The sequence below is a fragment of the Bacteroides sp. B1-V-101 genome (genome assembly GCF_023656585.1).
Taxonomy (GTDB): Bacteria; Bacteroidota; Bacteroidia; order Bacteroidales; family Bacteroidaceae; genus Bacteroides; species Bacteroides thetaiotaomicron.
In genome coordinates this window covers 189,663-205,894 of the sequence record NZ_JAMOKH010000002.1, presented here as the reverse complement: position 1 = coordinate 205,894, position 16,232 = coordinate 189,663, and the positions used below count along the sequence as shown (strand labels likewise).

12 protein-coding genes are annotated in these 16,232 nt (G+C 46.5%); 9 read left to right on the top strand and 3 right to left on the bottom strand.

Annotated features, from left to right (window positions below):
• The first annotated feature begins 236 nt into the window (after positions 1-236).
• Positions 237-917: a DUF1266 domain-containing protein gene (locus tag NBH01_RS02470; RefSeq protein WP_011108725.1), complete on the top strand. Its 681-nt coding sequence runs from the start codon at positions 237-239 to the stop codon at positions 915-917.
• Here NBH01_RS02470 and NBH01_RS02465 read toward each other — a convergent pair whose 3' ends face one another.
• A complete protein-coding gene (locus NBH01_RS02465) occupies positions 918-1,892 on the bottom strand; it encodes a polyprenyl synthetase family protein (protein WP_011108724.1) in 975 nt (324 codons plus the stop codon).
• A gap of 88 nt (positions 1,893-1,980) precedes the next feature.
• Between NBH01_RS02465 and polA the strand changes: the two genes are divergently transcribed.
• Positions 1,981-4,830, top strand: coding sequence for a DNA polymerase I (polA, locus tag NBH01_RS02460; RefSeq protein WP_072067215.1), 2,850 nt, complete (start codon positions 1,981-1,983; stop codon positions 4,828-4,830).
• Between the two features lie 332 nt (positions 4,831-5,162).
• Positions 5,163-5,558: a DUF3836 domain-containing protein gene (locus tag NBH01_RS02455; protein ID WP_008767482.1), complete on the top strand. Its 396-nt coding sequence runs from the start codon at positions 5,163-5,165 to the stop codon at positions 5,556-5,558.
• Positions 5,559-5,665: 107 nt separating this feature from the next.
• On the opposite strand, the gene NBH01_RS02450 is transcribed toward NBH01_RS02455, so the two are convergent.
• Positions 5,666-6,445 carry a LytR/AlgR family response regulator transcription factor gene (locus NBH01_RS02450; protein ID WP_008767481.1) on the bottom strand — a complete coding sequence of 260 codons (780 nt, stop codon included), beginning with the start codon at positions 6,443-6,445 and terminating at the stop codon, positions 5,666-5,668.
• Positions 6,442-8,478: a tetratricopeptide repeat-containing sensor histidine kinase gene (locus tag NBH01_RS02445; protein ID WP_048698159.1), complete on the bottom strand. Its 2,037-nt coding sequence runs from the start codon at positions 8,476-8,478 to the stop codon at positions 6,442-6,444. The genes NBH01_RS02450 and NBH01_RS02445 overlap by 4 nt, the downstream gene beginning before the upstream one ends.
• A 118-nt stretch (positions 8,479-8,596) precedes the next feature.
• Here NBH01_RS02445 and epsC point away from each other — a divergent pair, with 118 nt between their 5' ends.
• The 6 genes from epsC to NBH01_RS02415 all read left to right on the top strand — a co-directional run bounded on the left by epsC (position 8,597) and on the right by NBH01_RS02415 (position 16,191).
• The gene (gene epsC, locus NBH01_RS02440; protein WP_008762864.1) at positions 8,597-9,499 is read left to right on the top strand and encodes a serine O-acetyltransferase EpsC; all 903 of its coding nucleotides are present in this window, start codon (positions 8,597-8,599) and stop codon (positions 9,497-9,499) included.
• A gap of 16 nt (positions 9,500-9,515) precedes the next feature.
• Positions 9,516-10,961, top strand: a complete 1,446-nt coding sequence (locus NBH01_RS02435; RefSeq protein WP_008762863.1) for a THUMP domain-containing class I SAM-dependent RNA methyltransferase — start codon at positions 9,516-9,518, stop codon at positions 10,959-10,961.
• A gap of 209 nt (positions 10,962-11,170) precedes the next feature.
• Positions 11,171-13,369, top strand: a complete 2,199-nt coding sequence (locus NBH01_RS02430) for a S9 family peptidase (RefSeq protein ID WP_048698156.1) — start codon at positions 11,171-11,173, stop codon at positions 13,367-13,369.
• A 73-nt stretch (positions 13,370-13,442) separates the two neighbouring features.
• The gene (gene purD / locus NBH01_RS02425) at positions 13,443-14,717 is read left to right on the top strand and encodes a phosphoribosylamine--glycine ligase (protein WP_048698154.1); all 1,275 of its coding nucleotides are present in this window, start codon (positions 13,443-13,445) and stop codon (positions 14,715-14,717) included.
• Entirely contained in the window at positions 14,717-15,727 is a 1,011-nt protein-coding gene (locus NBH01_RS02420; RefSeq protein ID WP_048698152.1) for a membrane protein, read from the top strand. The genes purD and NBH01_RS02420 overlap by 1 nt, the downstream gene beginning before the upstream one ends.
• The gene (locus tag NBH01_RS02415) at positions 15,712-16,191 is read left to right on the top strand and encodes a YqaA family protein (RefSeq protein WP_008767474.1); all 480 of its coding nucleotides are present in this window, start codon (positions 15,712-15,714) and stop codon (positions 16,189-16,191) included. Before NBH01_RS02420 ends, NBH01_RS02415 begins: the two co-directional genes overlap by 16 nt.
• Positions 16,192-16,232 lie beyond the last annotated feature (41 nt).

The window sequence follows — 16,232 nt, the reverse complement described above, 5'->3', positions numbered from 1 at the left end:
TTAGAGAACGTTTCTTTTATTACCTGATTCCTGGAATTCGGCAAAATTCAAAGTTATGAGTGGTAATAAGCAAACGGGTCTCACGCACCTTCATGTATATACTTTTGTTATATATCGAACGGAGCGTGAGACTGTTGCTTTTATGTCATCATAACGGCTTGCCGAAGCCCCAGGAAAAGACATATAGCAGCAGTTCTCACGCTTTTTTTAGTTAACCATAAGCGAAAAAGTATAAAATGAAGTCACACACAAAGAACTTACGTTTTAACCATAACCCCTTAAATCTGATACTCGGCACCAGAAAGAAACAAGGTCTGCGCATCGGTTATATGGAGGCTGCACTGGATGGCTTCTATCTTAACTGTATGGAAACCGGAGTACACCCGGAAAAACTAAGTAAACTATTATCAGATAAGTTCCATTGCACAGATGCAATTTCTTCCTGCCAGCTATTCCTATTCCTCATCAACGAAGGCGACAGAGCCTCCTATTCTATTATGGTCCCCTATTTACTCTCTACCGAAAACCTAAACCAGTTTGAAAACACCATCCGCGAACGCTTCTACGGAGTAGACCGATTCATTCAACAGGGCAGAAATCTATACAAATTCAAAGAGTATATAGAAGAAAGAGGAGAGCCGATTGTATGGATTAATGACTTAGAGAGAGGAGTGATCGGATGGGATATGGCACAAGTTGTCGGGCTGGCCCGGGCTGCCAAAGACTGCGGCTACATCACCAAAGAACAAGCATGGGAATACATCGAACAGGCGAGCACGTTATGCTCCGAAATCCTCCGCACACCGGAAGAAATAGACAAAAGTTTCCTCATCGGAGGAGCGATGAAATCGAATAAAATTGAAGATTGGGAGGAATTAATCCTGTGTTACTCTCTGCTCAGGAACAGTGGGGAGTAGTTATTTCTCACGAGCGACCACGTAATCCAGATAAGTCCGCAGGGCAAGGCAAATATTTGAATCCGGCAAGGCAGCCAGCAAATCAAAGGCCTTCTTTTTATATTGTTCTATTGTACGACAGGCATATTCAATACCTCCATTATCTTTGGTAAACTCAATCAGACGTACGATTTCATCAGGAGTTGCCGTACCTTCCTTCACCTTGAACGCTATCTGTTCCGCCCACGCATCTTTCGTTGTATTCAATGCATACAGGGCAGGCAGCGTCAGCTTACCTTCCAGCATATCATTACCAGTCGGTTTGCCGATCTTCTTGCTATCAAAGTAATCGAAAATATCATCCTTAATCTGAAAACAGATACCAATATATTCGCCCAACAGACGGGCAAAAGCGACTTCCTCCTCACCCACCTGCACTGACAAGGCAGCCGCCTCGGCACAAGCGGCAAAAAGAGCCGCTGTTTTCTTACGTATTACGTCAAAATAAACTTCCTCCGAAAAGCTATGATTACTTACATTCGAAAGTTGAAGCAACTCTCCTTCAGCTAGTTTCTGCCCCAGCGAAGATACCAGACGGATAATCTCATAATTATTAGTCTGCTCCGCGTGCACAAGGCTTGTAGCCAGCAGATAATCACCCGCCAGTACAGATACCTTATTATTAAATATAGCATTTACCGAAAGCTGACCGCGACGCTCGGTACTTTCATCGACTACATCGTCGTGCACCAAACTGGCTGTATGAAGCAATTCCAAAGAAACTGCCGCATGAAGGGTGGCAGGAGTCACAGCCCCATAAAGGCGTGCTACCAATAAGACAAGAATAGGACGCATCATCTTGCCATTCCTCTTGCGTATATGAGTTATTACGCTGTCGAGCAATGCATTCGAATCGGAAAGAGGGGTGTCAAAAAGAGCTTTAAAATCCTCCAGTTCCGCTTCTATCGGGGTTTTGATAAGAGAGATACTATCCATTCACAACACTATTTGAGCACAAAAGTAATAATAAAACGCTTAATACGGTATTTTTTTGTACTTTTACCATGAAAAATTAATTAAATCTATGGAGTCAGACAATAAATTATTTCTTTTAGACGCTTATGCACTGATATATCGGGCTTATTACGCCTTTATCAAGAATCCCAGAATCAACTCCAAAGGGTTCAATACTTCAGCTATCCTCGGATTTGTCAATACCCTCGAAGAGGTGCTGAAAAAGGAGAATCCGTCACATATAGGAGTAGCCTTCGACCCCTCCGGCCCTACCTTCCGCCACGAAGCTTTCGAGCAATACAAAGCCCAGCGTGAAGAAACTCCGGAAGCTATCCGCCTCTCCGTACCTATTATAAAGGATATCATCCACGCCTACCGCATCCCGATTCTGGAAGTGGCAGGATACGAAGCCGACGACGTGATCGGAACTCTCGCCACTGAAGCCGGACGTCAGGGCATCACCACCTATATGATGACTCCCGACAAAGACTACGGCCAGCTGGTGACAGACAACGTATTCATGTATCGCCCCAAACATACGGGAGGTTTTGAAGTGATGGGCATCGAAGAAGTGAAAGCAAAGTTCGATATCCAGTCGCCCGCACAAGTAATCGATATGCTCGGACTGATGGGCGATGCCTCCGACAATATCCCTGGTTGTCCCGGTGTCGGTGAAAAGACTGCCCAGAAACTAATCGCCGAATTCGGAAGTATCGAAAATCTGCTGGAACATACCGACCAACTGAAAGGAGCCTTGAAAACGAAAGTGGAAACCAATAAGGAATTGATTACTTTCTCCAAATTCCTTGCCACTATCAAAATCGATGTTCCTATCCAACTCGAAATGGACAAGCTCGTCCGCGAACAGGCAGACGAAGATTCACTCCGACAAATTTTTGAAGAACTGGAATTCCGGACACTGATCGACCGGGTACTGAAAAAAGAAAATTCTGCCGGCGGAGTAACAATGGCAACCGGAAGCAAAACGGCAACGGCCAAAAGTGCTCCCTCTCCTCTTCCACTTTTTCCCGAAGAAGGAGGAGCCATACAAGGCGATTTATTTGCGAATTTTACGGGCAATGAGGCAGGCGAAGCCAAAAAATCGAATCTAGAGACGTTAGAAACGCTTAATTGCGACTACCAACTCATTGATACAGAGAAGAAAAGAACTGAAATCATTCAAAAGTTACTTACATCGAAAATTCTCTCGTTAGACACGGAGACTACAGGAACGGAACCAATGGACGCCGAACTAGTCGGAATGAGTTTCTCTATCACCGAAAATCAGGCTTTTTATGTGCCGGTCCCCGACAATCGTGAGGAAGCATTAAAAATCGTCAACGAGTTCCGTCCGGTCTTCGAAAATGAGAACTCATTGAAAGTCGGACAAAATATCAAGTATGACATGATCGTTCTTGAAAATTACGGAGTGCAAGTGAAAGGTGCGCTCTTTGATACAATGATCGCCCATTACGTTCTTCAACCGGAACTTCGTCATGGAATGGACTATCTGGCAGAAATCTATCTTCACTATCAGACCATCCACATCGACGAACTGATAGGTCCGAAAGGGAAGAACCAGAAAAACATGCGCGATCTCGACCCGAAGGATATCTACCGCTATGCCTGCGAAGATGCAGACGTAACACTGAAGCTCAAAAACGTCCTGGAGAAAGAACTGAAAGAGAACGATGCCGAACGTTTGTTTTATGATATCGAAATGCCGCTTGTACCCGTATTGGTCAATATAGAACGGAATGGGGTATTGCTGGATACGGAAGCGCTCAAACAATCGTCTGTTCATTTCACCGCTCAGATGCAACGCATCGAGCAGGAAATTTATGAACTGGCAGGCGAAACCTTCAATATCGCTTCGCCCAAACAAGTAGGCGAGGTACTGTTTGACAAACTAAGAATCATCGAAAAAGCGAAGAAGACCAAAACCGGTCAGTACGTCACCTCGGAAGAAGTGCTCGAAAGCCTCCGGCATAAACATCCCGTAGTAGAAAAGATTCTGGAACACCGCGGACTGAAGAAACTGCTGGGAACTTATATCGATGCACTTCCCCAACTGATCAACCCGCGCACGGGACGAGTACACACGTCTTTCAACCAGACCGTCACCTCTACCGGACGCCTCAGCTCCAGTAACCCGAATCTGCAGAATATTCCTATCCGCGACGAGAACGGCAAGGAAATCCGCAAGGCATTTATCCCTGACGAAGGCTGCCTGTTCTTCTCTGCCGACTATTCGCAGATAGAACTTCGTATCATGGCACATCTCAGCGAAGACAAGAATATGATCGACGCCTTCCTCAGCAATCATGATATCCACGCAGCTACAGCTGCCAAAATATATAAGATCGACCTGAAAGACGTAGACTCCGATATGCGACGCAAAGCGAAAACCGCCAACTTCGGTATCATCTACGGCATCTCCGTATTTGGCCTTGCAGAGCGAATGAACGTAGACCGGAAGGAAGCCAAAGAACTGATCGACGGCTATTTCGAAACTTATCCAAGCGTGAAAGCCTATATGGATAAGAGCATCCAGGTAGCTCAGGAGAAAGGATATGTAGAAACGATTTTCCACCGAAAACGCTTCTTGCCGGACATTAACTCACGAAACGCCGTTGTACGCGGCTATGCCGAGCGAAACGCCATCAACGCACCGATTCAGGGAAGCGCCGCAGATATCATAAAGGTAGCAATGGCACGCATTTATCAGCGATTCCAGACAGAAGGCATACAAGCTAAAATGATATTGCAAGTACACGATGAATTGAACTTCAGCGTGCCCGTCAACGAAAAAGAACGTGTAGAAGAGATCGTTATTGAGGAAATGGAACACGCTTACCGTATGCACGTTCCCTTGAAAGCAGATTGCGGCTGGGGCAAGAACTGGCTCGAAGCACACTAAAACAAGGTTTATCCTACCATAACAAAACAGGATAAATCAGCTAAATAATGGAGAGAATGAGTTATAACATTATTTAAACCACTATCCAGAAAGCAAGGAAAAAGATCACTTCCCCAACGAAGTGCTTCATTCTATATCCGGCAGGTTGACTGCCGGATATTTTTTTGTCACCAATCTTGGCAAAAAGCAAGGTATCACCTTAGCCATCATCTGACATTTTAATATTATTTCAGCTTTATATTTGCATAAATACCGAATAAATATATAACTTTGCAGCGTAATACAAGAGTATTACTAGACAAATGAAAGAATAATACTAAAATCAAATAGCCATGAAAACAAAAGTATCTTTAAAAATGTTTGTTCTATCCGTAGTTCTTCTCATGACCTCTTTTGTTGCTTCTGCACGCAGTTATGATGGTCAGTTGGTTTATAATCCAGTAGAAGAAAATGGAGTAATGGTAGGTCAGACCGTTTACAAAATGAACGGAAGTACACTTGCCAACTATATGAAGTATAACTACAAGTACGATGACAACAAGCGCATGATTGAAAGCGAGACCCTGAAATGGAACAGTACCAAAGAGGAATGGGAAAAAGATCTCCGCATCAATTATACATACGAAGGAAAAACTGTAACAACCAATTACTATAAATGGAACAATAAGAAACGCGCTTACGTGTTAGTTCCAGAAATGACAGTGACCATGGACAATACTAATTTGTAACAGCATTTTTTTAACAACATACTCTCTCATTCTAATATTCTAACAAATAGAAAACGCCGTTTCTTCATCAGGAACGGCGTTTTCGCATCTATCTTAAGGAGTAATTGTCACAACACAAAAAACCGGTCCTGCAACCCTTTCAGAAAACTTCGGGAAATCACCAGATCACTCTTATCATGAAAAGGCGGATAGAGCTGACAACACTTCCCATCAATCATCGCCAGATAATTAACATTAACAATAGCCGACTGACTGATCTGAATAAAAGCTTGTGAATAACCAATAATATCTTCGGCTTTTGTATTTCGCTTCAGATTCAATCGGGTCTGATTGAACAGGACTACCTGCCACTGCCGCTTGTCTTTCAGATATTCGAAATAGCCGATTTCTTCCAGTCGCAAAAGCTTGAATCCCGTCACCGTGCTGATCATAAACATTCCCTGTTGCGGCATCAAAGCGCTGACAGAAGAAGAAAAAGAGGAAGAAGGAGTTGCCGGTATCGAAGCTACAGCCTTCCGGTAGCGCTCTATAACAACTTTCAGATCTTCCGTCTCAAAAGGTTTCAGTAAGAAATCGAAGGCGGACTCACGCAGAGCCTGAAGCAAATATTTATCATACGAAGTATAAAAGACAACTTTCATATCCCACAGCACCTCATCGCGCATCTCACTCAACAAGTTAAGCCCCAGCACATCCGGAAGTTCCACATCCAGAAACAACAGATCCGGACGGAGTTCCATTATCATCTTTTTGCCTTTTGCGCCATTGTTTGCAGTTCCTTTTATTTCAAATTCCTGATAAGCGCCCAGCTCCCTGCGCAAAGCATCGATTGCCGTACGCTCATCATCTACAATAACGACTTTATATTTATCTTCTGCATTCATCATAAATCATAAGAAAAATGAAACGGTATAAACACCGACACTTGCGTACCGGTCTGCCCATCGTTTCGGTTATCTATATTGAAACGTATCTTCTCATTTTTATTCTTTGTATTGAGTAGCTGTATCGTTTGATAGAGCACTTTCAGCCCCGTTCCCGTTCCTCTGGTCGAAGAAGCCACTTGCGGAAGATACCCCCGTCCGTTGTCACAAATCACGATACGGACTCCTTTTCCTTCACGGGAAATACGGATAGTCAATTCTTTCTCACCGTCTTTTCCGGCGAGCCCGTGCTTTATCGCATTCTCTACCGGAATCTGTACAATCATGGAAGGAATCATTATACTTTTTGCGTCCAGCCCCTCCTCCACTACGACCGACGCCGTGAAGTCTTTGCCGACACGCCCGCTTTCCAAGCCAATATATGACTGTACAAAATCCAGCTCGTCCTGCAAAGAAACACTTAGTTTTTCTGTCAGTTCAAGACTCCGGCGGAGATATTTGACCAGTTCCATCAGATTATTCTTCACCTCTTCCGATCCATTGAACTGATTAATTTCACGCCCCAGCACATTGAAAGTGAAATGGGGAGAAATCCGGCCCCGCAAATTCTCCATACGGACGCGATTTATCTGTTGGAAGAAACGTTCACGAAGAAACTCCCGTTTTTTCCGCATATACCAGATGATTACCACCGTTCCGGCTGCCAGCAACAGGCAGACAAGTACCCCAATATACATACTCAGTTTCAAGACACGCACTTCACCCGCCTGCCGTTGAATCTGCATTTCCTTGCGCAATACGATCGTGTCCTGACGGTAACGCATATCCAGTTCGGCTACACGGGTGCGAATCCGTTCGCTACGGATGGAGTCATTCAGTTGATAATCACGTTTCAGATACTCATATGCATTACGGTAGTCACCTGCCTTTTCATAATAATGTTGCAGATACTGGTTGCGTATAGTAAGCATATTGGCATCCACATGTCCGGTAGAAGCAGTCCGTGCTATCATTTCCCTGGCACGAGCGATATTTCCTTTTTTCAGAGAAAGCTCAATCATCAGGGTTTCAATGTAGTGCATGGCGGAGTTGTTCTTTATCTCCGAAAAGTAACGGTAACCTTCATTCAGATTGTTTTCGGCAGAATCCAGCCGGTTCGTCAGCAGATAAAGATCGCCCAGATTAACTTTCGAAAGATTGCTTTCGAATACCATTTGCGGGTAATCCGCTATCAGCTCCGCTGCTTGCCGCATATAGACCAGGGCTTCCTGATAATCTTTCTTATAATAGTAATGATTTCCCCGATTATTAAGATACACCCACTTTTCGCTGACTGTCATTTCATCAAAAAACTGTCCTGCCAGTTCGTAATAATGATTGGACAAATCAAAATCACGCAAGTCCATGTAAGTCTGTCCCAGTCCGCAATAGACCGGAAATTTGGAATGTTCCGACAGATGCAGGGAGTCGCAGATAAACAATGCTCTCCGGTAATAGGAAGCGGTATGTGCCAGTTCGCCACGATGCAGATGGGCATCCGCCAGATTCATACAGATATCCGAAAGAAGATGCGCCTTATCTCCTTTCAGACGGTAAGCATAGGATTTCTCATAATAGGCAACCGCCGAATCGGGCTGATTGAGTTGCATCCAGACATTTCCCTCAATGTTATACACATCCGAAAGCACATCATTCCATCGCGGGCATGCAGCTGCACGCTTATCATACTCTTTTACAGGGCGGTTATAATAGAGGATAGAGTCGAAATCGGACGAGATGAAGAAAGTCTTTCCATACAATCCCATCAAGCGGTAATAACTCATCGAGTCCTGTGCCTGACGCATTGCGTTACGCAATAAAGAACGTGAATAAGGTAAGTTGGAAAACAGGGAATCCTGTGCACGGACTTCTAAAGAATCGATAAGTGACTGTTCACACAAAGCGTGACTGCGGTGCCTATCCACGCAACTGCAGTTCCACAATATCAACAACCCTATCAACCCAAATAGCTTCATAGTAGATTTCGCTTTATTCATCCCCTTGTCCGTGTTGAATTTTGAATGCCACAAAAATACATTAATTATATTGAATCTCAACGAAATTTATTATTTTTTTAATACCTTTGTCCCCATATAAACATGAGTAACTGACCTAATGAGTCCATTGAACTTTACCCACATTCTGACACAGGCAGTCGATGAGCTATCGGAAAGCGAATCTTACAAAGGGCTGTTTCATCAACATAAAGATGGCGAACCATTGCCCTCTGCTAAAGTTTTGTATGAAATTATCGAGCTTTCACGTGCCATTCTCTTCCCCGGATACTACGGAAATTCCACCATCAACAGCCGGACAATCAATTATCACATCGGTGTAAATATCGAAAAGTTATTTGACTTGCTCACAGAGCAAATCCTGGCCGGACTATGTTTCAGTACGGCTGAAGGAGACTGCAATGTCTGCTCGGAGTCGAGAAGAGAAGAAGCCGCCCGACTGGCTGCGAACTTTATCAGTAAACTACCCGCCATGAGAAGAATACTGGCTACGGACGTAGAAGCTGCCTACAACGGTGACCCCGCCGCCAAGAGCTACGGTGAAGTTATTTTCTGCTATCCCGCCATTAAGGCAATCAGCAACTATCGTATTGCGCACGAACTGCTGGAACTGGGTGTTCCCCTGATTCCTCGCATGATCACGGAAATGGCTCATAGCGAGACGGGGATCGATATCCATCCGGGAGCGAAGATAGGCAGTCACTTTACCATAGACCACGGAACGGGTGTCGTGATCGGCGCTACAAGCATCATCGGGAACAATGTCAAATTATATCAGGGTGTCACCCTGGGAGCAAAAAGCTTCCCGCTGGATGCCGACGGAAAACCGATCAAGGGTATCCCCCGCCACCCGATACTGGAAGACAATGTCATAGTCTACTCAAACGCCACCATCCTTGGAAGAATTACTATCGGAAGCGACGCAACCGTAGGAGGAAATATCTGGGTAACGGAAAACATTCCCGCCGGAGCAAAGATTGTACAGACAAAAGCAAAGAAATAAAATCAATAAACTATATATGAGCGAACAATTCGAGATGATAGCCAAGACCTTCCAAGGACTGGAAGAGATACTTGCTGAAGAACTTACAACACTAGGAGCCAACGATATCCAGATAGGACGTCGCATGGTTTCATTTACAGGAGACAAGCGTATGATGTACAAGGCAAATTTCTGCCTCCGTACTGCTATCCGCATTCTGAAGCCGATCAAGAATTTTACGGCAAAGGATGCTGATGAAGTTTACAACCAGATACAGGCCATTCCATGGGAAGAGTATCTTGATGTGAACAAGACGTTTGCGATAGACGCGGTTGTTTTCAGCGAAGAATTTCGCCATTCAAAGTTCGTTTCGTACAAAGTGAAGGACGCCATCGTGGACTATTTCCGTGAAAAGACAGGCAAACGCCCGTCGGTACGCATCAATAATCCGGATGTACTACTCAATATCCATATTGCACATACCACTTGTACGTTGTCTCTGGACTCTTCCGGAGAGTCGCTTCATCGTCGCGGATACCGCCAGGAACAGGTAGATGCTCCGTTGAACGAAGTATTGACTGCCGGTATGCTTCTGATGACAGGATGGCGCGGTGAATGTGACCTGATTGACCCGATGTGCGGTTCGGGCACGATTCCTATAGAAGCTGCACTGATCGCAAGAAACATCGCTCCGGGAGTATTCCGCAAAGGATTCGCATTCGAGAAATGGGTGGATTTCGATTCGGAGATGTTCGATGAGATTTACAATGATGATAGTCAGGAGCGCGAATTCACCCATAAGATTTACGGATATGATAACAGTCCGAAAGCGAATGAAATAGCGACGCATAATATAAAAGCGGCGGGTGTATCCAAAGATGTGACGCTGAAACTGCAACCGTTCCAGCAATTCGAACAGCCGCAGGAGAAGTCCATCATCGTGATGAATCCTCCTTATGGCGAACGTATCTCTACCAATGACCTGCTCGGACTGTACCAGATGATTGGCGAACGTCTGAAGCATGCATTTGTAGGAAACGAGGCTTGGGTACTCTCTTATAGAGAAGAATGCTTCGATCAGATCGGGCTGAAACCAAGCAAGAAAGTGCCGTTGTTCAATGGCGCATTGGAATGCGAGTTCCGCAAATACGAGATTTTCGACGGGAAATATAAGGAGTTCAAGAGTCAGGAGGGAGAAGGAGAAGAGAAGAAAGAGACTGAAGGAGGCTATGATACTCCCAGACCCAGAGAAAGAAAGGAATTCAAACCACGCAGAGAAGGCGAGTACAAGCCACGTCGAGAAGGGGAGTTCAAACCTCGTAAAGAAGGAGACTTCAAGCCGAGACGGGAAGAAGGAAGCTTTACCCGGGATGACAGGGACAGAAAGCCTAGAGGCGAGTTCCGTGGGGAAAGAGATTCAAGAGCTCCAAGAGAATTCAGAGGAAATCGGGAGCCTAGGATACCGAAGAAGGAAGAAGAGTAATTTCATAGATAGTTAACGGCATCTCACTAAAAAAATGCCATTAACTTATTGATAGACAATATAAGGTCGCATTTTGCGATCTTATCATTTGATGAGTAAGAAAGCGAATTGAATATCTCGAAAAAAACGTATCATCCGACAGAGAAAGACAACTCTCCTGAACAGGGTAAAATAGAAGGATTTAAAACCAATAAAGATAAATAAAAGCAATGAGTAAAATTGGAAAAAGAGCCATTCTGATATTGCTGGCGCTACCAATCGGATTCAATGTTATGGCACAGGAAATCAAAAAGCTGACACTGGAAGAGTTGATTCCGGGCGGCGAGACCTACCGTTATGCAGAAAACCTCTACGGTCTGCAATGGTGGGGAGACGTGTGTATCAAACCAAGTACCGACACCATCTACACTGTTCAACCCAGAACAGGGAAAGAGACAGTGCTGACTACCCTCGGACAAATCAACAAAGTACTGGCAGACAATAAAGCAGGGAAACTGCCGACCCCGTACTCAATCCGCTACCCGTGGGCGGACAAACCGCAAATGTTACTGAAAGTATCCGGTAAGTACATCGTATACGATTTCGAGAACAACCGGATTGTCAGCACACTGAAGTTGAAAGATAAAGCAGCCAACGAAGATTATTGCGTCGCCAACGGAAACGTAGCCTACACAGTCAACAACAACCTGTATGTGAACGAACAGGCAATCACCGACGAACCCGAAGGCATCGTCTGCGGGCAATCCGTCCACCGCAATGAGTTCGGCATCAACAAAGGCACCTTCTGGAGCCCGAAAGGCAACCTGCTCGCTTTCTACCGCATGGACGAAAGCATGGTTACGCAATACCCGCTTGTAGACATCACGGCACGTGTAGGAGAAGTGAATAACGTCCGTTACCCGATGGCAGGAATGACCAGCCACCAAGTAAAAGTAGGCGTCTACAACCCCTCCACCGGCAAGACCATCTATCTGAATGCAGGTGATCCGACCGACCGTTACTTCACCAATATCAGCTGGTCACCGGACGAAAAGAGCATCTATCTTATCGAACTGAACCGCGACCAGAACCACGCCGTACTCTGCCAATACGATGCAACGACAGGCAAGTTACTGGGCAAGCTGCTGGAAGAAACGCACCCCAAGTATGTAGAGCCTCAGCACCCCATCGTATTCTTACCGTGGGACAGCAGCAAATTCATCTATCAGAGCCAGCGTGACGGATATAACCATCTATATTTATGCGACCTCACCTCCAGCCTCAAAGGCGAATGGAAAAGCGATGCCGCAGGCGGCAAGCACATCGAATACATCCCGACGAAGCAACTGACCGAGGGCAAGTGGCTGGTAGGCGACATTCTGGGCTTCAACGCCAAGAGGAAAGAAGTCATCTTCCAAGGAGTAGATGGCACAGGCTCCAATAACTTTGCAGTAAATGTCAACACAGGAAAGCGCAGCCTCCCGTTCAGCTTCCGTTCTATCACAGAAGGAGAACATAACGGAATGCTCAGCGCATCGGGAAGCTACCTCATCGACCGTTATTCGACTCCCACCCTTCCGCGCCGCATTGACATCGTGGACACCAAAAGCCTGAAAACAGTCAACCTGCTGACAGCCAAAGACCCATACGAAGGCTATGAGATGCCGACCATCGAAACCGGTACTATTAAAGCCGACGACGGAACGACCGACCTATACTACCGCCTCACCAAACCCGCAGATTTCGACCCGAACAAAAAGTATCCGGTCATCGTCTACGTATACGGCGGCCCGCACGCACAACTCGTCACCGGTGGCTGGCTGAACGGCTCCCGCGGATGGGATATCTATATGGCTAACAAAGGCTATATCATGTTCACCCTCGACAACCGCGGCAGTGCCAACCGTGGACTGGAGTTCGAAAACGCCACCTTCCGCCGCCTCGGCATCGAAGAAGGCAAAGACCAGGTGAAAGGCATTGAATTTCTGAAATCCCTCCCCTACATAGACGGAAACCGCATCGGTGTACACGGATGGAGCTTCGGAGGCCACATGACCACTGCCCTGCTGCTCCGCTACCCCGAAATATTCAAGGTAGGCGTAGCCGGCGGACCTGTCATCGACTGGGGATATTACGAAGTGATGTACGGCGAACGTTATATGGACACCCCGGAAAGCAATCCGGAAGGCTACAAAGAATGTAATCTGAAGAACCTTGCCGGACAGCTGAAAGGTCATCTACTCATTATCCATGACGACCACGATGACACTTGTGTACCGCAGCACACGCTGTCGTTCATGAAAGCCTGTGTAGATGCCCGCACCTATCCCGACCTGTTTATCTATCCGTGCCACAAGCACAACGTATCAGGCCGCGACCGTGTACATCTGCACGAGAAAATCACCCGATACTTTGAGCAGAACCTATAGCAACCTATAATTGACAGCTCACAGCATCACACCGAAAAACTCATAACTGAAAACTCATAACTTAATACTCATTATGAAGATATTATTACTAGGCTCGGGCGGCCGCGAACATGCACTGGCATGGAAAATTGCCCAAAGTCCGAAAGTTGAAAAGCTGTACATCGCTCCGGGAAACGCCGGAACAAACGCCGTAGGCGAGAATGTCAACATCAAAGCTACCGACTTTGAAGCGATCAGCGCTTTCGCCCTGAAAGAAAACATCGGAATGGTGGTAGTAGGTCCCGAAGACCCGTTGGTAGAAGGCATCTACGATTACTTCCAGAATCGTCCCGAACTGAAACATATCGCCGTTATCGGTCCGTCCGCCAACGGAGCACAGCTGGAGGGCAGCAAGGAGTTTGCCAAAGGCTTCATGATGCGTCATCAAATCCCGACAGCCCGGTATAAAAGTATCACAGCCGAAAACCTCGAAGAAGGTCTGGCTTTCCTCGAAACGCTGGAAGCTCCATACGTGCTGAAAGCCGACGGACTCTGTGCCGGAAAAGGCGTTCTGATCCTCCCCACACTGGACGAGGCAAAGAAAGAACTCAAGGAAATGCTTGGCGGTATGTTCGGCTCCGCATCGGCAACAGTCGTAATTGAAGAGTTCCTGAGCGGTATCGAATGTTCCGTATTCGTGCTTACCGACGGCGAACACTACAAAGTCCTCCCCGTAGCGAAAGACTACAAGCGTATCGGTGAAGGCGACAAAGGACTCAACACAGGCGGTATGGGCAGCGTGACTCCGGTTCCTTTTGCCGACGAAGAATACATGGAAAAAGTACGTACCCGCATCATCGAACCTACCATCAACGGACTGAAAGAAGAAAACATCGTCTACAAAGGCTTCATCTTCCTCGGACTGATTCGGGTGAAAGGCGAACCGATGGTGATTGAATATAACGTCCGCATGGGCGACCCGGAAACGGAAAGCGTGATGCTCCGCATTCAGAGCGACCTCGTGGAGTTGCTGGAAGGTACAGCCGCAGGCAACCTCCACGAAAAGACACTGGTCATGGACCCGCGCTCGGCAGGTTGTGTGATCCTTGTCAGCGGCGGTTATCCCGAAGCATACGAAAAAGGCTTCCCTATCAGCGGTCTGGAACAGGCTGCCGCTACCGAAAGCATCATTTTCCATGCCGGAACAGCCATGAAGGACGGACAAATCGTAACGAACGGAGGACGTGTGATCGCTGTCTGCTCTTATGGCGCAACGAAGGAAGAAGCGCTGGCACAGAGCTATAAAGTGGCAGATATGATCGACTTCGACAAGAAGTATTTCCGTCGCGATATCGGATTCGACTTATAATGAAAAGCAAGAGACTACAAGGTCTGGTCACAGCAGGGCGGTGGACACTCCCTGCTGCGATTTTCATCTGCACCCTTTGTTGGGTGCTGACCTCTGCCCTATTGCCCGAACTCACCATGACAGCGGGCGAAGAAGGCGGTTCCGTGCTTTGGCAGTCTGCCCGCACGTTGCTGCTCCCCGCATGGGCGGAGCATCTTGTCAGTTTCTTGATTTACGCGGCTATCGGCTATTTCCTGATCGAGCTGAACAACCGGTTCAGTATCATCCGTATGCGGGCTTCCGTGCAGACAGCCATCTATTTTCTGCTGGTCACCGTCTGTCCGGAGATGCACCTTCTATATGCCGGAAACGTTGCCGCCATAGCCTTTTTATTCTCCATCTATTTCCTGTTCAAAAGTTACCAGCAGTCGCAGGCGTCAGGATATCTGTTCTACTCGTTCCTGTTTATCGGTGCAGGGAGCATTCTCTTTCCCCAGCTCACCTTCTTCTCGGTGCTCTGGTTGTTTGAGGCGCATCGCTTTCAGTCACTTACGTTCCGTAGTTTCTGTGGCGCGCTGGTAGGATGGACAATGCCCTACTGGATGCTGTTCGGACACGCTTTCTTCTATGATCAGATGGAGCTGTTCTATCATCCTTTCAAAGAGCTGGCCACTTTTGGAGACATATTCAACCTACAGATACTCCAGCCGTGGGAACTGGCGACTCTCGGTTATCTGCTTGTGTTGTTCATCGTCAGCGCCGCTCATTGCGTCGTTGCCGGATTCGAAGATAAGATACGCACGCGCGCCTATTTACAGTTTCTCATAGACGTAACACTCTTTCTCTTCGTACTGATTGTGCTACAGCCGTCACAATGCAGCAATCTCTTGCCGTTGCTCATGATAAGCAACAGCATACTGATCGGCCACCTTTTTGTGCTGACCAACAATAAAACATCGAATATATTCTTCATTGTTGCCACGGTCTGCCTCATCCTTTTATTTGGTTTTAACGTATGGACGCTTTTATAGATTCAACGATACAACTCCTCATCGAATGGGGACTTCCGGGATTGTTTATCTCGGCCTTACTCGCAGGGAGTATTGTACCATTCAGTTCCGAACTGGTGTTGGTAGCACTGGTAAAACTCGGACTGCCACCCACTGCCTGTATATTGGCTGCCACCCTTGGCAATACGGCAGGCGGAATGACCTGCTACTATATGGGGCGTCTGGGCAAAATAAGCTGGATTGAGAAATACTTCAAAGTAAAGAAGGAGAAAGTAGACAAGATGGTGAAATTCCTGCAAGGGAAAGGAGCATTGATGGCATTCTTCGCTTTCCTGCCGGCCATCGGAGAGGTGATCTCCATCGCACTGGGATTTATGCGAAGTAATATATGGCTCACCACCGCCTCCATGTTTGTCGGCAAACTGATACGTTACATTCTGCTTCTGTACGTACTGGAAAGCGCATGGAACGTCGTTGCGGGATGAAATAATAGGTAATAAGTAACAGGTAATAGGTAATAAGTTTT